Origin of the sequence: Campylobacter sp. CNRCH_2013_0855 (assembly GCF_025773025.1) — a bacterium.
Taxonomy (GTDB): domain Bacteria; phylum Campylobacterota; class Campylobacteria; order Campylobacterales; family Campylobacteraceae; genus Campylobacter_D; species Campylobacter_D jejuni_C.
The window spans coordinates 1-19,154 of record NZ_JAKMTE010000017.1; the positions used below are offsets into that span (position 1 = coordinate 1).

A 19,154-nucleotide genomic window follows, 5' to 3' on the forward strand; every position below is an offset into this window, starting at 1 on the left:
AAAGACTATGTCCATGGAGAAACTATAGAAAATGATAGAAAAACAGATTTATTTATTACTGCTTATGGTGGTAATGGTAAGGTTGAGACGAACATATATTGGGATATTTTTAGAAAAACTTTTCAAAGAGATATAGAGTTGGTTAAAAAAATCAACATTACCACCTACAATGCCACAGAAGGTGGAGCTAGGATAGAAGGTGCATTAGAAATCACTTTTTCTACAATTTGTAAAGAATTCCTAAAAAAGACAAAACCTCATTTTGCTTTTCCGATAAAAAATCAAAAAAAACTAGAAAAATGTATCACAAAAACACATTTTACCATAGATAAACAATTAAGTATTTTATCAAAATACCTACAACAAGGAAAAAATCTTTTATCTCAAATTGATAAAACTTTCGAAAATAAATCAAACAAAAACATCCTTTCTCTCATTAAAAAAATAGATTCTTTTAAAATAAAAGTTTATAAAAATCCTTTTATTAAAAGTGAGTTATTTGAACCTTTGTTTTTTCATCTTGAGAGTAATCTAGCTATTATTTATGTCAAACCAATCAACACAGAAGAAGAAAAAGCTTTAAAAAATATAGAATGGCTAAAAGTAAATAAAGAATGGCTTGAAAATTTTATTAGTTTTTTAACTATACAAAATGAAGCGATAAAAAAAGTTGATTTTAAAGCCCTTTAAAAGGGCTTTAACTATTGTAAAAGTTTTAATACATTTTGTTGCACAGCATTTGCTTGACTCATAGCATAAGAACCACTTTGAGCTAAAATGTTATATTTAGAAAAATTTGCACTCTCAGCCGCAAAGTCAACATCTCTTATGGTTGATTCAGCTGATTTAATATTTACTTGAGTTACACTAATGTTATTAATAGTAGCTGTGATTTGATTTTGCACTGCACCAATATCTGCTCTAATATTATCAAGGGTTGCAATAGCACTATCTGCTAGATCCATTACAGCCATAGCCCCTCTAAGAGTGGTCACACCAGCACTTTTTGGAGTTGAGATATTATCAGCTGTACTCATGACATTAAAACCCATAGCAGAAGCAACATCAGCTGAAATTTGTCCTTTTACTGCCTCCATATTTGCAGTTACTTGAGCCACATTGGATTCTGTAGAAAAACCTGCTCCTGACCCACTAACAAGTATATCTCTACCATCATTTTTAACTAAAGATAATCTACCATAATTTTCCTCAGCCACAATTCCATCTAATCCACCCATAGAGCCACTAAGTTTTATCCCTCTACCATCGGCTGAATTTAAAATGAGTTTTCCATCCACCACAGAAGCCTCAACCCCTGTTGTGTCTTTTTTAGAATTTATAGCGGCCACCAAAGATCCATCTTTGTCGCCCTCTTGGAAATTTATTTTACCAATAACAACACCATTAATAGAAAAATTTGATCCTGTAGAACCAGCAGGTAAAGTTCCACTTGATATAGTTTGCACTACAGCAGTTGCCCTAACACCTGTTTTATCTGCTACCTTATTTATCTCATCAGCTAAAGCTCCAAGTCCTGTTCCAACACTATATGAAATAGGAACACTTTGAAACTTATAATCATTTACTCCATCATAAGATTTAATAGTAAAAGAACTAGTTCCTGAAGCTGTTACCCTCATACCTGTTTCAAAACGAGTGTGACCGATTTTGCTCGATTGAGTTGGTCCTATAGTTGCATGCACTGTTTGGTTTGACTGAGCGCCGATTTGAAATTCTTGATTAACAAAATTTCCACTTAGCAATTGTTTACCATTAAATGAAGTAGTATTTGCTATATTATCAAGCTCTTCCATCAAACGATTGATTTCATTTTGTATCATGGTTCTAGTTTTTGCTGTTTGACCATCTTGAGCAGCTTGAGTAGCTTTAACTTTAATAGTATCAAGTATTTTTAATTGCTCATCCATAGCTTTATCAGCGGTTTGTAAAATACCTATAGCATCATTACCATTGTTAATAGCTTGACCTAAAGATGCAGCTTGATTTCTCAAAGAGTCTGCTATAGCCATACCAGAAGCATCATCTGCAGCTGAATTGATTCTCAAACCTGAACTAAGTCTTCCTAGAGATTTATCTAACTCTCTAGCTGTGATAGTTGAATTTGCATGTGCATTCATTGCACCTATGTTGGTGTTTATTCTAAAACCCATTTTAAATCCTTTCAAAATATTGCTTAGCCTCTTAAAAGCAAATAGCGTTCCAAAAAATATAAAACTTTTTTATACAAAAATATAAATCTTTTTATTTTCTTTCCGATTTAGCTTAAACGACAGCATGAGGGTGTCGAATATATTTAAAAGGATTTAAAATGGGATTTCGTATTAACACAAATGTAGCATCTTTAAATGCTCAAGTAAATGCAGGTATGAACTCAAGAGCGTTAGATAGCTCTTTAGCAAGACTTAGTTCAGGTTTGAGAATCAATTCAGCTGCAGATGATGCTTCTGGTCTAGCTATAGCTGATAGCTTAAAAACTCAAGCTAACTCTTTAGGTCAAGCTATTAACAATGCAAATGATGCAAATAGTATGCTTCAAATAGCTGATAAAGCTATGGATGAGCAATTAAAAATACTTGATACTATTAAAGTTAAAGCTACTCAAGCTGCTCAAGATGGTCAAACAGCAAAAACTAGAGCGATGATTCAAGGTGAGATCAACAAACTTATGGAAGAGCTTGATAACATAGCAAACACCACTACTTATAATGGTAAACAATTATTAAGTGGTTCTTTTGCAAATGCGCAATTTCAAATTGGCGACAAAGCAAATCAAACTATAAATGCTACCATAGGCTCAACAAACTCAGCAAAAATTGGTCAAACACGTTTTGAAACAGGTGTTAGAGTAACTGCTGGGGGAAGTTCTGGTTTTACTATTAAAAACTACGATGGAGTAAATGACTATACTATTCAGCCTGTTACAATTTCTACAGGTGTTGGAACAGGACTTGGAGCTTTAGCAGCTGAGATTAATAAAGCATCTGATAAAACAGGTGTTAGAGCAACAGCAACTGTTCAAAGTATATCAAGTTCGGCACTAACTGCTGGTTCAACTGGTGCTACTTTTGCGATCAATGGTGTAACTATAGGTAAGGTTGTTTTTGATGCTAATGACAAAAATGGTGCTTTAGTTTCTGCTATCAATGCTAAAAAAGATACAACAGGAGTTGAAGCTTCTATAGTAGATGGCAAACTTGTTCTAAACTCAGCTGATGGTAGAGGAATTAAACTAAGCGGTAGTATAGGCGATCTTGATGCACAAATTACAGAAGAAAATTATGGTAGATTATCTTTAGTTAAAAACGATGGTAGTGATATTTTTATCTCAGGTGGAAGTGCTGTTGGTCTTACGACAAATACAGCTGAAGCTACAGTAAATCTTGAAAGTATTAAAGGTGAAATCACAGCTGATATAGCTTCAGCTATGGGCTTTAATGCTATGAGTACAGCTAATACTGCTGGCAAAAAACAAACAGCTGGTGTTACCTCTTTACAAGGTGCGATGGCTGTTATGGATATAGCTGATACTGCTATAGCAAACCTTGACACTATTAGAGCAAACATCGGTGCTACACAAAATCAAATCACATCAACTATTAACAACATTAGCGTAACTCAAGTTAATGTTAAAGCTGCTGAATCACAAATTAGAGATGTTGACTTTGCGAGCGAAAGCGCAAACTACTCTAAAGCTAACATTCTAGCTCAAAGTGGATCTTATGCTATGGCTCAAGCAAATGCAGCTTCTCAAAATGTATTAAGATTACTTCAGTAGTCAACTTACGATTTCCTAAGCTCACCTTTTGGTGGGCTTTTCTTCTTTTCTAAGCAAAAAATTTAACTTTTTTTTATACACTTTTACTAATTTTAATCCTCACAAGGAAAATAATGAAAAATTTAATCATAGTAGAATCACCTGCTAAAGCTAAAACCATAGGTAATTTTTTAGGTAAAGACTATGAAGTAATAGCCTCTAAAGGACACATTAGAGATCTACCTAAAACTAGCTTTGGTATAAAAATAGAAGATGAAAATTTTAAACCTGAATATAGAATTTCAAATGATCATTCAAGTTTAGTAAAAGAACTCAAAGAAAAAGCTAAAAAAGCTAAAACCATCTATCTTGCAACCGATGAGGACCGCGAGGGTGAAGCCATAGCTTATCACATAGCTAAGGCTATTAATAAAGATGAAAATTCCCTGCCACGCATAGTTTTTCATGAAATTACTAAAAGTGCTATAGAAAATGCTTTAAAAAATCCAAGATCCTTAAATGTAAATAGCGTCAATGCTCAGCAAACTAGACGCTTACTTGATCGCATAGTAGGTTATAAACTAAGCCCTTTACTTAATCAAAAAATTCAAAAAGGCTTAAGTGCAGGGCGTGTGCAAAGTGCAGCTTTAAAAATCATCGTCGATAGAGAAAGAGAGATCAAAGCTTTTATTCCTTTAAAATACTTTAGCATAGATATGATTTTTGAAAAAGACTTGCAAGCTGAACTAGTTGAGTTTCAAAATCAAAAGATAGAAAAACTAAGTCTAACCAATGAAGATAGAGCCAAACTCATCTTTGAAGCTTGCAAAAATGCTAGTTTTAAAATAAAAGACATAGAAAGCAAAGATAGAAAAATAGCCCCACAAGCGCCTTTTATGACCTCAACCCTGCAACAAAGCGCGAGCAATCGCCTAGGTTTTAACCCTAAAAAAACCATGATGATCGCTCAAAAACTTTATGAGGGTGTAAAAACACATCAAGGCATTATGGGTGTGATCACTTATATGAGAACTGATAGCTTAAACATCGCAAAAGAAGCTTTAGAAGAAGTAAGAAAACTTATCAAAAATGATTTTGGCAAAGAATACTTACCAAGCAAAGCAAATATTTATACTACTAAAAGCAAAGGCGCTCAAGAAGCACATGAAGCTATAAGACCGACTAATCTTAGTTTTACTCCAAAACTTGCAAGTGAGTTTTTAGAAAAAGATGAAGCAAGGCTATATACTTTAATATACAATCGCTTCCTAGCTTCACAAATGAATCCTGCTATCTCTCAAACTCAAAATGTCTATGTAAAATCAAATGAAGCAAGTTTTAAAATAAGTGGTAGAAAAATTTTATTTGATGGGCATTATAAAGTATATGGAGATATGGACAAAGATAAAATTTTACCTAATTTAAAACTAGAAGATACACTAAATATCCAAAATATAGAATTAAACTCACATTTTACCGAGCCACCTTCAAGATATTCTGAAGCTGGGCTTGTTAAAAAGCTAGAAAATCTTGGCATAGGACGCCCTTCAACTTATGCTCCAACCATCTCTTTACTTAGTGCAAGAGAATATGTACATATAGATAAAAAGCAAATCATACCTAATGAAATAGCCTTTGTCGTAACAGAAGTTTTAGAACAAAACTTTAGCGATATAGTAGATAGTGATTTTACTTCTAAAATGGAAGATAAACTTGATATCATTGCAGAAGGTAAAATGGACTGGCAAGAAGTTTTAAGAGAGTTTTATTTTCCTTTTATGAGAAAAATTGATGAGGGTAAAAAAAACATAAAAAGCCAAAAAACTTTCACAAAGCTAGATGAAACCTGCCCTGATTGTGGTGGAGAGCTTGCTATAAGAAAAGGAAGATATGGAGAATTTATAGCTTGTTTAAATTTTCCAAAATGTAAATACTCAAGAAATTTAAAACAAGAAACACAAAATGAAGAAAAAAGCGAGAAAAAACTCAACACTATAGGCGTAAAATGCCCAAGCTGTCAAGAAGGTGAGATCGTAGAGCGTTTTTCTAAGCGTGGTAAATTTTATGGCTGTAGTGCTTATCCAAAATGCAACTATATAAGCAAATACAAACCAAGTGAAGAAAAATGTAGCAAATGTGGCGAAACTTTGATTATCAAAGAACTTAAAAAAGGCACATTTTTAGAGTGCTTAAAATGCAAAATCAAAAAGGAAATTTAATGCAAATCATGCTTTGTGCTATATCTAATATAGCAAGTGGAGGGTGCGGTGAGGACTGCAAATACTGCACTCAAAGTGCTCATGTGAAAACTAATATCAACAAATACAAAAGAAAAGATATAGATCAAATTGTTTTAGAAGCTAAAATAGCTAAGAAAAACGAGGCTTTGGGTTTTTGTTTAGTTACAGCAGGCGCTGGACTTGATGATGAAAAACTTGAATATGTGTGTAAAGTAGCTCATGCAGTGCAAAAAGAAGTAGAAGGACTTTTACTCATAGCTTGTAATGGTATAGCAAATTTAGAACAACTCAAAGAATTAAAAAAAGCAGGAATTTTTTCTTATAATCATAATCTAGAAACTTCCAAAGAATTTTTTCCAAACATATGCTCTACGCATACTTGGGAACAAAGATTTCAAACTAATCTTTATGCTAAAGAAGCAGGCTTAATGCTTTGTTGTGGCGGAATTTATGGTCTTGGAGAAAGCGAGGCTGATAGAAAAAGTTTTAGAGCAAGCTTAAAAGAGCTTGATCCTTTTTCCTCGCCTATTAATTTTTTCATACCAAATGAAAATTTAAAACTTAAACAAGATTTATTAAATGCTGATGAGGCGTTAAATATCATCAAAGATACTAAAAAAGACTTACCAAATGCACATATTATGGTAGCAGGTGGTAGAGAAGTAGTGCTAAAAGAAAGACAATATGAAATTTTTGACGCAGGAGCTAGTGCTATAGTAGTAGGTGATTATCTTACAACTAAAGGCGAAGAACCTAGCAAGGACATACAAAAACTAAAACAAATGGGATTTAGCTTTGCTAGCTCATGCCATTGATGCTCAAGCTGCTACGGATTTAAAAATTTTACTAGTCGTGGCAGGATGTTTGCTTACTTCACCTTATATTGCTAAATTTTTAAAACTCCCGCTTTCAGCCACTGAAATCATGCTTGGCTCTTTTATAGGATTTTTAGGTTTTATAGGAGAAAGTGAGAATTTTAAGCTTTTGGCTAATGCGGGATTTTATTATCTTATGTTTATTGCGGGTATGGAGATTAATCTTAAAACCTTTTTAAACACAGAAAGAAGTTTGCTCAATAAAGCTTTTATATACATTATACTTTTATATGCTATTAGTATTTTAGCAGTTGAAAGTATAGATATTTCTTATATTTTTGTTATTATTATACCTGTTATGAGTGTGGGTTTGCTCTCAACGCTTTATAGAGACTTTGGTAAAAACTGCGAGTGGCTTAATGTGTCCATGGTGGTAGCCACTTTAGCTGAAGTTGTAAGTATAGTTTTACTTACCATAGCTGCGGCATTTTTAGGAAAAGGTGCTGATATTTTTTCACTCACTCAAAATTTATTATACTTGGTAGGATTTTTAGCACTTTGCATTATTGGATTTAAATTTTTAGAAGTGCTTTTTTGGTGGTATCCACAGCTTAAAACTATACTTATGCCTTGGCAAGATCAAAATGAAAAAGATATAAGATTTTGCATGGCAATTTTCATAGCCATAGTTGCGATTATGATTTATTTTAAACTTGAAGTTGCACTTGGAGCTTTTATATCTGGTTCATTTATAGCTACTTTTTTTGATCATAAAAAAGATTTAGAGCATAAGCTTTCTAGTTTTGGTTATGGTTTTTTAATCCCTATATTTTTTATTTACATAGGTTCAAGCTTTAAACTCCAAATGCTTTTAAACCCTCAAGTTTTAATCATAGCTTTTTCACTAACTGCTTTTATGATAGGACTAAGAATACTTTGTGCTATGACTTTTTTCAAAATACTTGGTTTAAAAAATACCTTTTTATTTGGCTTAAGTCATTCTATGCCACTAACCTTACTCATCGCAGTAGCTACACTTTCTTATCAAACCAATATCATTACTCAAGACATATATTCAGGGTTAGTGCTTACTGCTTTACTTGAAGCAATTTTAGCTATTAGTTTGATTAAATTTATCAATAATCTTAGTAGAAAATAATTCTACTAAGTATTTATTTTTACTTGTTATACTTTATTTTATGGAAAATTTAGACACACTTTTAGAATTAGCCTTAAAGGCAGGCAAAGAAGCCTCTAAAGTATTGCTTGAATATAAAGACAAAAATACTTTATGGCTTAAAGATGATGATTCTCCGGTAGGTTTAGCTGATATAAAATCCAATGAAGCTATTAGTGAAATTTTAGCTTCAAGCGATATAGCTATATGCTCTGAAGAAAATACACTCTCTTATAAAGAAAGAAAAAATTTAGAATATTTTTGGCTTATAGATCCGCTTGATGGCACTAAATCTTATGCCAAAAAAGATAAAGAATATTGCGTTTTAATTGCATTAATCCGCAAAAACACCCCTATACTTTCACTTATAAGCGATGTGGAAAATAATGCATTTTATTATGCACATACCCATACTAAAGTTTATAAAAATAATGAAATTTTAAATCTTAACTTAGAACAATACGAAAAAGTTAAAAATATAGCCCTTTACTCTAAAAATCATGATAATAATGAAGATTTTTTTATTCAAAATCATCTTGAAGGTATTAAGGTTTCATCTGCTTTGAAATTTGTATATTTACTTGAAGCAAAAGCCGGAATTTATCCGCGTTTTGGTGGTCCAAAAGCTTGGGATATAGCCGCGGGAGATTTTTTAGTCAAACAAAATGGTGGAATTTTATACGATTTTGACAAAAAGGCTTTAGATTATAATAGTCCTGATTTTAAACTTCCAAGTTTTATAGCTTTTGCTAAGAACGAATTTAAATTAAAAGGTTTTTAGTGAGATTTTTTTTAGTGTTTTTATGTTTTTTAAGTGCTATTTATGCTAACTCTTTTGCGAATAAAAAAATCATCAAATTACAAAATAACGATGATTTTAATATCATCAATCTTGAACAAAACATAAATTATGATAAACTCTCATATATTAGCACCTTAGCTTTAGTGCCAAGCTATGAAAAAGAATATAATTTTTATTTTTCAAATTTAAAAATTGATGCCAAAACCATGGCAAAAGACACGCTAAAAGCATTAAGTACTATTTTAAATGAGCAAAATAATTTTGCCTTGCTTAGTCAAAAAGAAAATCAAACTTATATCAATAGTCAAAATATCTTACAAGCAAATAAAAATTTCATTAATGCAAGTGAGTTTTTAGAATTCAATCGTTTTAAAAAGGCTGATTTTATTATTTTGCTAGATTTAAAAAGTATTCAAGCAAGCCAACAAAATTTCTTGCTTTTTTCCAATTTTGAAGTCAAAGCCGACATAGAATACAAACTTTTTAATGCTAAAACAAAAAAATTAAAAGATCATAAAATCCTTACTATCAGCACTCAATTTAGCACAAACAATAAAAATAAATCTTATCAAGAATTAGTCCAAGAAATAGCTAAAATTGTTTATGAAGATATTAAAAATACTATATAATCACCACTTCTTCTTCCAAAATAATCCCAAATTCTTCAAAAACTCTTTTTTTAGCAAGCTCTATCAAAAATAAAGCGTCATCAAAACTAGCATGTTTTTTGTTGATTAAAAAATTTGCATGTTCATTACTAAACATCGCATCATTTTTACTAAAACCTTTAAGACCAACTACTTCTATCAATCTTCCTGCATGATCGTTTTTAGGATTTTTAAAAATGGAGCCAAAGCTAGCACCTTTGGGTTGATTTTTTCTTGCATTTTTTAAAAACTCATCTTTGGCTAGGTTAAATCCATATTCTAAAAAAAACTTCGCACTAAACATCACTTCTTTAATAGGATTAAATCTATAAGCAAAAGCAATATTTTGTTTTAAAATTTCTTGATTAAAAGTGCAAATACTGATTAAGTTTTTGCTAATATCCTCATCTTTTAACCCTGCATTCATTTTTAAAATACCACCCAAAGTTCCTGGGATATTTCTTAAAAATTCAAAGCCTTTTAAGTTATTTTCTTTAGCAAAATGATACATTTTAAAGGATTTCACACTAGAACCTATCTCTAAAAACATACCTTTTTCATTTTGCTCTAAAATTTTAATATAATCAAAACTTTTCCCTAAAATTCCAAATTTTTTGGGTTTTGGAGAGATTAAAAGATTATTTGCCCCGCCTATTAAAAAACCATTAAATTCGCAAGGCTCTTCAAGTACTTGCACTTCAAAGCTCGCACCTATACGCACAGAAGAATACCTAGAAAAATCAACAATCATCGAATAAAGCTTGGAATTTGATTTAAAATATTCGTTGTAAAATCAATCATAGAACTTATCATCCAAGGCATTAAAAATACTATTACCACAACAACAAGTAAAATTTTTGGTACAAAAGAAAGCGTAGCTTCATTAATTTGCGTTACAGCTTGAAAAATACTTATAATAAGCCCTGCAATAAGCCCTGCCAAAAGCATAGGCAAAGAAAGCATAAGTGTGATTTTAAAAGTTTGTACACCCAAGGCTACTAAAGTACTTTCCATATTTTCTCCTTAAAATTCAAATTTTATCAAGAATTTCTAAATTCTTCATACTCACTAGGTATAAGATAATCTTTGCTTTTTATTAATTTCTCATAAAATCCATGATTATACCCAAGCTCAAAAAGCTTATCTATAGCATTGTATTGTTTATCATTCATATTAATAGAATTTTTATTTGCGTATAAATTTAAATACACATCAAGTTTTTGTGCATCTACGCGTATTAAATTTCGCTCTAAAAGCATGGAAGCTAAGATTTTTCTATTATTATCCGCTACTTTTACTGCCTTAATCAAATCTTTTTCAATCGCTATGGCATCATTAAGTGGTAAAGATCTTCTAAGTGCCATACCACCCAAAGGTAAAGGCAAATCATCTTTGGCTAATTCTTGCCAAACATCCCAAAGTTCAGCCTCAACACATAAACTTGAATCAAATTCTAAAATACTCTCATGTATAAGCACTCCTGCATCAACTTCATCTTCTAAAACAGCCTTTTCAATCTCTAAAAAATTCTTATAAACAATCCTAGCTTGTGGATATTTTATGCGAAAGATTAAAGCATTAGTAGTGTGTGCTCCACTTAAAGCAACTTTAAAATTTGGCTTTAATTTTTTATTTTTTTTCTTAATAAGCTTTGGCCCATAACCCTCACCAAAACTCACAGCAGTTTTTAACAAGGCATATTCACTAGCTATTAAAGGATAAAGTGCAAAAGATATCGCACTAACATCGTATATATTTTCTAATGCAAGTTCATTTAAAGTTTGTATATCCAAGGCTGTATTTTCATACTCATAAGTATTTCCAATCCAACCAAATTTAATCGCCATATACATAAAAATATCATCAGCATCAGGAGAGTGTGCTACGCTAATTTTTTTATTCATTTTTTTCCTTAAAAATCTAAAAAAGTATTTTAGCAAAATTCAAAATAAAAACTTATATTAAATTTCTTTTTGATACAATTTTAAACATATTATAAAAGGATTAATAAGCATGGATGATAATAAAAGAAAATCACTTGATGCAGCCTTAAAAAGTCTTGATAAAACCTTTGGAAAAGGCACTATTTTAAGACTTGGCGATAAAGAAGTTGAAAAAATTGATTCTATTCCTACAGGTTCTGTTGGACTTGATTTAGCTTTGGGTATAGGCGGGGTTCCAAAAGGAAGAATTATAGAAATTTATGGACCTGAAAGTTCAGGTAAAACTACACTTACCTTACACATCATCGCAGAATGTCAAAAAAAAGGTGGAGTTTGTGCGTTTATCGATGCTGAACACGCTCTTGATGTGAGATATGCAAAAAATTTAGGTGTTGATACAGAAAATCTTTACATCTCTCAACCAGATTTTGGAGAGCAAGCCTTAGAAATCGTTGAAACTATAGCAAGAAGCGGGGCTATTGATCTAATAGTAGTAGATAGTGTTGCTGCGCTTACTCCAAAAGCAGAAATTGAAGGTGATATGGGAGATCAGCATGTAGGTCTTCAAGCAAGATTAATGAGCCAAGCTTTAAGAAAATTAACCGGTATCGTTCATAAAATGAACACTACTGTAATTTTCATCAATCAAATTCGTATGAAAATAGGTATGATGGGCTATGGCACACCTGAAACAACCACTGGTGGAAATGCATTAAAATTTTATGCTTCAGTGCGTTTAGATGTAAGAAAAACAGCAACTTTAAAACAAAACGATGAGCCTATTGGAAACCGCGTTAAAGTAAAAGTAGCTAAAAACAAAGTAGCCCCTCCTTTTAAACAAGCTGAATTTGATGTAATGTTTGGCGAGGGTGTAAGTCGTGAAGGCGAGCTAATAGATTATGGTGTAAAACTTGATATTATTGATAAAAGTGGTGCATGGTTTTCTTACAAGGCTTCTAAGCTTGGTCAAGGTAGAGAAAACGCCAAAGCCTTTTTAAAAGAAAATCCAGCTATTGCAGATGAAATCACTCAAGCTATACAAAACTCAATCGGTATAGATAGTATGATTTTGGGCGCAAAAGAAGACGATGAAGGAGAAGAATAATGTTGATTATTGAAGATTTAAGAGCTTTTGAAGTTTTAGATAGTAGAGGCAATCCTACCATTAAAGCTGAAATCATGCTAAGCGATGGTAGTGTGGGTAGTGCTATCGTTCCAAGTGGTGCAAGCACAGGAAAAAAAGAAGCTTTAGAATTAAGAGACAATGATGAAAGATTTGGTGGAAAAGGTGTTTTAAAAGCTATTGAAAATATCAATGGCACCATAGCTGAAAACATTATAGGGCTTGATGCATTTAATCAAACTCAGCTAGATAATACTCTTTTAGAACTTGATGGGACAAAAAATTATTCCAACCTAGGAGCAAATGCAACTTTAGGAATTTCTATGGCAACAGCGCGCGCTGCTGCTAATGCACTTGGAGTGCCTTTATATCGTTACTTAGGTGGAGCAAATGCAAGCGTATTACCTGTGCCAATGTGCAATATAATAAATGGTGGCGCACACGCAAATAATAGCGTAGATTTTCAAGAATTTATGATCATGCCTTTTGGTTTTTCAAGCTTTAAAGAAGGGTTAAGATCAGTTTGTGAAATTTATGCAGTATTAAAAAAAGAACTAGCTAGCTTAGGTCACTCTACTGCTTTAGGTGATGAGGGTGGTTTTGCACCAAATTTAGCAAATAATACTGAACCACTTGATCTTTTAATGACTTGTATTAAAAAAGCAGGCTATGAAAATAAAATCAAACTAGCACTAGATGTAGCAAGTAGCGAGCTTTACAAAGATGGTAAATATCACTTAGAAGGTAAAGTTTTCTCAAGTGAAGACCTAATCGCGCGTTATGAAGAATTATGTGCCAAATATCCAATTTTTAGCATTGAAGATGGTTTAGCTGAAGATGATTATGAAGGTTGGATTAAACTCACTCAAAAGCTTGGTAATAAAGTTCAGCTTGTGGGTGATGATTTATTTGTAACTAATGAAGATATTTTAAGAGAAGGTATTATGAAAAATATGGCAAATGCTGTATTGATCAAACCTAATCAAATCGGAACAATCACTCAAACTATGAGAACAGTAAGGTTAGCTCATAGAAATAATTATAGATGTATTATGAGTCATAGAAGTGGTGAAAGCGAAGATGCTTTTATAGCTGATTTTGCAGTAGCGCTTAATACAGGACAAATCAAAACAGGAGCTCTAGCAAGAGGTGAGAGAACTGCTAAATACAATCGCTTATTAGAAATTGAACTTGATAATGATGAGTATTTAGGAGATAAACTCTGAGTGACTTATTAAAAGAGTATGATGAGCATTCCAAAAAAAAGGAGGCTCGTCACCAACTCATCAAAACTATTGCATTATCATTTGTAGCTATTATCGTTGCGATGTATTTTGGCAATATGTTTTTTGGTAAATCTTCACTAGATGTTTTATTAAGTTTAAAAAATGAAAAAAAATATCTAGAGAAAAATATTGAAGAACTAAAAGCTAAAAATGCTCAAGCTCAAAAAGAATATTTGCAACTTTTAAGACTTAAAGGAGAAAATTCGCATGAGAATTAATTTTTTTATATTATTTTTACTTTCTTGTGTGTGTTTAAACGCAAAAGAAAATCCTTTTGATAATAACTTACAGCAACAAAATACTGAATTTGTAAAACTCAGTCCTTTTCAAAGGCAAGATTTTAATTTTAATTCTGATGCAAGAATTTTAAAAAACATTACCATTACCTATATCAATCTTGATGGTTCTGAACAACAAACAACCTTAGATATATACAAAAGCATTAATTGGCACGACACCTACTCTTTCGTAAAATCAAAAAGCCCAAATGCTACTCCTATACTTGATGTTTCTGTTACTGTGCCACAAGAGCAAGGAGTAAAAAATACAAAAGCAGAAGAAAACAACACTACAGTTAACATAGAAACACCACTTTTCAGTGGAAATATATATAATTTTATTTCTATTAGTTTTTATAATAACAAAATTAACATTAAAACCGAAGATAAAATGTTAAGACATTTATCCATAGGAGATCCAACTAAAATTATTATAGATTTTGCAAAAAAACAAAATTTCAATACTAAAACACTGCAAGTAAATACAGCAAAGGTTAAAAAAGTTGTCTTTGGATCACACAAAGGATATTATCGTCTGGTAATATATCTTGATGGAAAATATAGCTACCAATACTCTCGTAGCGAAAATTTATATACCTTTAACTATCGCTAAGAGTTTTTTGTAACTCTTAAGCAAATCTATGATCATAAATAATCATTTGAAATCTTTGGGCTATCATTCTAGCTCTTTCTATGATGATACTTCTTGGCTCATCTTCAAAAACTTCTTGCAAACTCTCATCAAATAAGTTAAGCCAAATGTCAAAAAATTCTCTTGGAAATGGAGGTAGTTCATGATGAGCTCTTAAAGGAGAACCACTATAACTTGGATCACCTAAAAACATTCCTGCCCAAAAACTTGCTATTTTTTCTTTATGCTTTTTCCAACTCTCATCATCTGTGCCAATTTTTTCATTAAAAATGGGTCCCAAATTCTTATCAACTCTAATTTTTGCATAAAAAATATCCATAAGTTTTTTAATACCATCATGCTTAATAGTTTCAAATTTCATATTTTTCCTTAAAAATAATTTTTGATAATTGTAATAAATTTATAAATTAAAAATATAGATAAATGTTAATTTTTAGTATAATTTCAAAAAACTTTAAAAGAAAAAATATGACTTATACTATTTTACCACCCAATCAATTTTTAGATGATTATGTTTTAAATATACAATTACATCAACTAGCAAAAATTTCAAAAAATGCTTATAAATTTTGGAAAAATGTTCAAGCAGGACGCTATCAAGGCACAAGGGTGGTATTTTTACACAAAAAAAGTATTTTAAAAAAACATCAACATCTCATACAAAAATGTGAAAACTTAAATGGCTTTGTATTAGCAAGTGCTTTTTGCTCATTTACCACTTTAGCTCCCTCCCATTTAGTAGAAAAAAATAACTCTCAAATTTATAAAATCTTAGATATTAAAGAGGTTTGTGGAGTTAAATTTGTAAATTTAAAGGCATTTTACGATTTTTTAAATTTAGATTATAATTGTAATATCTATATCGAAAAATGTCATTTTTTTAGCCCTACTCCTTTAGAAAAACGTATTAAAATTACTGAGAGTATGTGCGTTGGGTATTACTAACTTTTACGACCAAATTTATCATCAAAATACACCATTGCTATAGCACCAAAGTGACTTAGCTAAATATCCTACAGCAAAAATCCTATAATTATTAAATATTTGTAAAAAAAATGGGCTTAATTTTCAAGAAAAAATCTTTAGAAATATAATTTACAAAAAATACCAAAATTCCAAGGTCTCTCTCAAAGAAGAAAGACCTAAAATTTTATATCTTTTTTACCAAGATTTTTACTCACTCTTAATCCATCTCATAAGTATCATCATCGCTATAATCATCATCATACTCATAATCATCATCATCATAATCATACGATCTTTGATTATTTGCATAAGTATCATCATCTGTTTCATCATACATTTCATCATCGTAATTTTCAAATTCTTCATCATCATAAGCCATTATAAATCCTTTAAAATTTTTTAGTAGTATTTTAATATAAAAAGATACATTTTGGTATAATTTTTCAAACTTTACTCAAGGAAAAATATGAATTTAACGCATTTAGATGAAAAAAACCATCCCAAAATGGTAGATGTAAGTCAAAAAGATATTACTCAAAGAAAAGCTTGTGCAAGTGGTAAAATATATATGAGCAAAGAAGCATTTGAAGCTATCGTTGAAAACAAAGCTAAAAAAGGACCTGTTTTACAAACTGCTATCATAGCAGCCATCATGGGAGCTAAACAAACTTCAAATCTCATTCCAATGTGTCATCCCTTAATGATTTCAAAAGTACAAACTCATATAGAAGAAAACAAAGAAGAATACTCTTTTAAACTTTTCGTAACCATAAAATGTGAAGGAAAAACCGGAGTAGAAATGGAAAGCTTAACAGCTGTTAGCATTGGACTTTTAACTATTTATGATATGGTTAAAGCTATTGATAAAAGTATGCAAATTACTGATATAGTTTTAGAAAGCAAGGAAGGAGGAAAAAGTGGTAAATATTTGCGATCTTAAAAAAGAACCTATTATAAATTATCCTACTTTTTGGGACTATAAAGTCGTTTTTGAAGCTGGTGTTGATGCCTTAGAAGTTTTCACTCAAATACTTAATGAAAGAGAATTTAAATACAAAATCTCAAATACTAGCAAGCAAGGCACATATAAAAGCTATCTTTTAAGTGTTTATGTCGATAGTAAAAGTGATCGTTTAAATATTTTTAACCAATTAAAAAGCAAAGCCAAATTTGTACTATAAAAAGGAAAAACTATGAAAAATTTAGCCATTATTTTTGAAAATTCTCTCTTAGCTTGTGAAAAAAATGAAATTCCAAGCTTAATCAGCGAACTTGTTTTTAATCTAAGCTATAAAAAAATTAGTTTTGAAAATACTAGCAATGAAGAACTTTTTGCCATCTTTTCTAAGGCATTAGAAAAACTTGAACTTATAAATGAAGAAAATATTTCTAGAATAATCCAAGGCATCATCAAAGCTAGAGTGGAAGAAGATAAAAAAACATTTTTTGCTTATATTAATGAATATGGCAAATTAAAAACAAAAATTGAAGAACAAAAAAACACCATTAAGCACAAAATTTGCGATAATTTTTTTGACTTAGAAAAGACTTTAAAAGATTTAAATTTAAATGAATTTAATATAAGTATCAATGATGCTATGCTTTATGATATAGAAATATTAGGTCTTTTAAAAGAAACTGCTGAAAGCGCTTTTATTACAACTTTAGAAAAAGGTGAAAATATAGAACTTACTTCTTGTGAAATCGCTAAAAACCTTGTATTTAATGCAATTTGCGAAGGAAGTTTTGAAAAAGAAAGAATTTTAAAAATCTCTCAAGTGATTTTAAATGCAGCTTTTGAACTTGCTAATGAATCAAAAGTTTTTGCTTATGATTTATGCATAGGAAGTATTTATGGAACGCAAGAAGGAATTTCTTTGGCGATTGAAAAATTTAAAGCAAGTTTTGCATATAGCGCTTTAGAACATGATTTAAAAAACAAAGAAAAAGAACTTATAGACATAGAGCAAGAATTTATCCAAATGCTTAAAAAAATATCATTAGAACTTAATAACCCTGTAAAAGATATACTTAAAGATTTATTAGAAAATAAATTTGACACTTTATTTGCTAAATTTAAACGCCTTATACAAGAAAATAGAGAACAAATCCTTATTAAAATAAATGAAATTAAACAAAATCCAAAAATTGATGATTTTAGTAAATTAGCACAAAACAAACTTAATAACTTAGCTAAAGAGCTAAGCGAGCTTGAAAAACTTGCAAGTCATAAATATAAAAGTTTAGATAAAAACAACGCAAAAGAATTAGGGGTAAGATTATGGGAAAAAGCTAAGATGTTAATAAAAAGATAAAAAAATATTAAAAAATGCAAGATAGTATTTTTACTTAAAATACACAAAAATAAAAGAGGTAAAAGATGTTCAAAAAATTAAATTTAACCATAAAAATGATTTTAATATTATCCTTTGTCGTTTTTATTGGTATAGGAATTTTATCAACAGTCATAGTTTCAAAAAGCTATCAAATGCTTAATACTGAAGCCTATAAACTCCTATTAAGTAGTGCCAATAGGTATGCCAATGGAATTCAAGCAATTACTCAAAATGCATATTCAACACTTGAAACAGCACAAGGAGTTATTAAAAATTTTGCAAGCAAAGATGAAAATCTAGATATAGAAGATTTAAAAATTTTGTTAAGTAGTATGCTAGACTCAAATTCTTGGACTTATTATGCATATATCCATCTTAACCAATATCACGGAGAAAAAATTCCTCTAAATTTTACACCATCAGGTCAATTTTTGCTTCTAGCTAAGGATGAAAATCCTCAACAAAAAGGTTCTGTAAAATTTCTTCAAGCCGAAGATGAAATTATGCAACAAAATTCTATTACTAAAGTTTTACAAACCAAACAACCAGCAGTTGGAAGACCTAAAGATTACTCTGTAGGTGGAGAAAAAATATCTCTAGTTAATATCGCCCTCCCTATTTTTGGAAAAAATGATAAGCTTATTGGTGCAATAGGAATGCTTGTTCGCATAGATTTATTAAGAGAAGAATTAAATGATCCGAAAAAAAGCTTATTCGCAAACGATCAGCGTTTATTAATTTCCAATGGGGGTTTAATTATCTCAAGTCCAAAAGCTGAATATGTAGGCAAAATTATCACAGAAATCAACCCTCATCCAAGTGCACAAAAAATATTGGATTTGCAAAATTCTAAAGAAAACGGATTATTCGTCTTTATACCTGCATCAACAGGTGAAGAAAATTTAGCTCAACTTATAAATTTCAATCTATGGGAAGGTTCTAAAGATTTTTGGAGTGTTGTTACTATAGCTCCTAAAAAATCTGTAGAAAAACCAGCTAACTCTTTAATGTTTATTGTATTTATAATATCTATCATTGTTTTATTTATCATTATAATAGCTATTTATTTTTATGTAAAAAAAGGTATTGTTGAAAAAATTCATGGACTCCAAAC

At 30.7% G+C, this 19,154-nt stretch carries 21 protein-coding genes and 1 pseudogene; 16 read left to right on the plus strand and 6 right to left on the minus strand.

Going from position 1 to position 19,154, the window contains the following annotated elements:
- Positions 1–690: pseudogene (locus L8X40_RS07480) on the plus strand (hypothetical protein); the annotation flags it as partial.
- Positions 691–701: 11 nt separating this feature from the next.
- Here the strand turns inward: L8X40_RS07480 and L8X40_RS07485 are convergent.
- Complete coding sequence (locus tag L8X40_RS07485; protein ID WP_214136303.1) at positions 702–2,171, minus strand: flagellin B; 1,470 nt, start codon at positions 2,169–2,171, stop codon at positions 702–704.
- A 158-nt stretch (positions 2,172–2,329) separates the two neighbouring features.
- Between L8X40_RS07485 and L8X40_RS07490 the strand changes: the two genes are divergently transcribed.
- The 6 genes from L8X40_RS07490 to L8X40_RS07515 all read left to right on the plus strand — a co-directional run bounded on the left by L8X40_RS07490 (position 2,330) and on the right by L8X40_RS07515 (position 9,438).
- Complete coding sequence (locus L8X40_RS07490) at positions 2,330–3,796, plus strand: flagellin B (RefSeq protein ID WP_214136302.1); 1,467 nt, start codon at positions 2,330–2,332, stop codon at positions 3,794–3,796.
- 113 nt (positions 3,797–3,909) lie between these two features.
- Positions 3,910–5,994: a type I DNA topoisomerase gene (topA, locus tag L8X40_RS07495; RefSeq protein WP_250325633.1), complete on the plus strand. Its 2,085-nt coding sequence runs from the start codon at positions 3,910–3,912 to the stop codon at positions 5,992–5,994.
- Positions 5,994–6,830: a biotin synthase gene (locus L8X40_RS07500; RefSeq protein WP_214100742.1), complete on the plus strand. Its 837-nt coding sequence runs from the start codon at positions 5,994–5,996 to the stop codon at positions 6,828–6,830. The genes topA and L8X40_RS07500 overlap by 1 nt, the downstream gene beginning before the upstream one ends.
- Positions 6,811–7,989 (plus strand): cation:proton antiporter, encoded by a 1,179-nt coding sequence (locus L8X40_RS07505; RefSeq protein WP_087700895.1) that lies wholly within the window; start codon positions 6,811–6,813, stop codon positions 7,987–7,989. Before L8X40_RS07500 ends, L8X40_RS07505 begins: the two co-directional genes overlap by 20 nt.
- Before the next feature lie 40 nt (positions 7,990–8,029).
- Positions 8,030–8,788 (plus strand): 3'(2'),5'-bisphosphate nucleotidase CysQ, encoded by a 759-nt coding sequence (locus L8X40_RS07510; protein WP_263667620.1) that lies wholly within the window; start codon positions 8,030–8,032, stop codon positions 8,786–8,788.
- A complete protein-coding gene (locus tag L8X40_RS07515; RefSeq protein WP_263667621.1) occupies positions 8,788–9,438 on the plus strand; it encodes a hypothetical protein in 651 nt (216 codons plus the stop codon). Before L8X40_RS07510 ends, L8X40_RS07515 begins: the two co-directional genes overlap by 1 nt.
- Here L8X40_RS07515 and L8X40_RS07520 read toward each other — a convergent pair.
- From L8X40_RS07520 to L8X40_RS07530, 3 genes are read right to left on the minus strand one after another with little or no spacing between them, the layout of a single operon-like run.
- On the minus strand, positions 9,431–10,207 hold the full coding sequence (locus L8X40_RS07520) for a UDP-N-acetylmuramate dehydrogenase (protein WP_261530459.1): 777 nt from the start codon (positions 10,205–10,207) through the stop codon (positions 9,431–9,433). The two genes, L8X40_RS07515 and L8X40_RS07520, sit on opposite strands and share 8 nt — an antisense overlap.
- Complete coding sequence (gene fliQ / locus L8X40_RS07525; RefSeq protein WP_012660903.1) at positions 10,204–10,470, minus strand: flagellar biosynthesis protein FliQ; 267 nt, start codon at positions 10,468–10,470, stop codon at positions 10,204–10,206. The genes L8X40_RS07520 and fliQ overlap by 4 nt, the downstream gene beginning before the upstream one ends.
- A 26-nt stretch (positions 10,471–10,496) precedes the next feature.
- Positions 10,497–11,360, minus strand: coding sequence for a menaquinone biosynthesis family protein (locus tag L8X40_RS07530; RefSeq protein ID WP_214136299.1), 864 nt, complete (start codon positions 11,358–11,360; stop codon positions 10,497–10,499).
- 109 nt (positions 11,361–11,469) lie between these two features.
- On the opposite strand from L8X40_RS07530, the gene recA reads away from it, so the two are divergent.
- The 4 genes from recA to L8X40_RS07550 all read left to right on the plus strand — a co-directional run bounded on the left by recA (position 11,470) and on the right by L8X40_RS07550 (position 14,699).
- Entirely contained in the window at positions 11,470–12,504 is a 1,035-nt protein-coding gene (gene recA, locus L8X40_RS07535; RefSeq protein ID WP_087700900.1) for a recombinase RecA, read from the plus strand.
- On the plus strand, positions 12,504–13,748 hold the full coding sequence (gene eno / locus L8X40_RS07540; RefSeq protein ID WP_039627777.1) for a phosphopyruvate hydratase: 1,245 nt from the start codon (positions 12,504–12,506) through the stop codon (positions 13,746–13,748). The genes recA and eno overlap by 1 nt, the downstream gene beginning before the upstream one ends.
- 101 nt (positions 13,749–13,849) lie before the next feature.
- Complete coding sequence (locus tag L8X40_RS07545) at positions 13,850–14,026, plus strand: hypothetical protein (RefSeq protein ID WP_250322464.1); 177 nt, start codon at positions 13,850–13,852, stop codon at positions 14,024–14,026.
- The gene (locus L8X40_RS07550) at positions 14,016–14,699 is read left to right on the plus strand and encodes an AMIN domain-containing protein (protein ID WP_087700902.1); all 684 of its coding nucleotides are present in this window, start codon (positions 14,016–14,018) and stop codon (positions 14,697–14,699) included. The genes L8X40_RS07545 and L8X40_RS07550 overlap by 11 nt, the downstream gene beginning before the upstream one ends.
- A gap of 16 nt (positions 14,700–14,715) precedes the next feature.
- On the opposite strand, the gene L8X40_RS07555 is transcribed toward L8X40_RS07550, so the two are convergent.
- Positions 14,716–15,099 carry a group III truncated hemoglobin gene (locus tag L8X40_RS07555; protein WP_214100737.1) on the minus strand — a complete coding sequence of 128 codons (384 nt, stop codon included), beginning with the start codon at positions 15,097–15,099 and terminating at the stop codon, positions 14,716–14,718.
- A 107-nt stretch (positions 15,100–15,206) separates the two neighbouring features.
- Here L8X40_RS07555 and L8X40_RS07560 point away from each other — a divergent pair, with 107 nt between their 5' ends.
- Entirely contained in the window at positions 15,207–15,683 is a 477-nt protein-coding gene (locus L8X40_RS07560; RefSeq protein ID WP_087700904.1) for a cysteine permease, read from the plus strand.
- Positions 15,684–15,921: 238 nt separating this feature from the next.
- Here L8X40_RS07560 and L8X40_RS07565 read toward each other — a convergent pair whose 3' ends face one another.
- Entirely contained in the window at positions 15,922–16,083 is a 162-nt protein-coding gene (locus L8X40_RS07565; protein WP_263667622.1) for a highly acidic protein, read from the minus strand.
- 87 nt (positions 16,084–16,170) lie between these two features.
- Here L8X40_RS07565 and moaC point away from each other — a divergent pair, with 87 nt between their 5' ends.
- From moaC to L8X40_RS07585, 4 genes are all read left to right on the plus strand, one after another.
- Positions 16,171–16,644, plus strand: a complete 474-nt coding sequence (moaC, locus tag L8X40_RS07570) for a cyclic pyranopterin monophosphate synthase MoaC (protein WP_214100738.1) — start codon at positions 16,171–16,173, stop codon at positions 16,642–16,644.
- Positions 16,622–16,885, plus strand: a complete 264-nt coding sequence (locus tag L8X40_RS07575; protein WP_039667882.1) for a DUF493 family protein — start codon at positions 16,622–16,624, stop codon at positions 16,883–16,885. Before moaC ends, L8X40_RS07575 begins: the two co-directional genes overlap by 23 nt.
- Positions 16,886–16,897: 12 nt before the next feature.
- A complete protein-coding gene (locus L8X40_RS07580) occupies positions 16,898–18,019 on the plus strand; it encodes a hypothetical protein (RefSeq protein ID WP_087700907.1) in 1,122 nt (373 codons plus the stop codon).
- Positions 18,020–18,084: 65 nt separating this feature from the next.
- Positions 18,085–19,154, plus strand: a 1,070-nt coding sequence (locus L8X40_RS07585) for a cache domain-containing protein (protein ID WP_263667623.1), incomplete at its 3' end; no start/stop codon positions are given.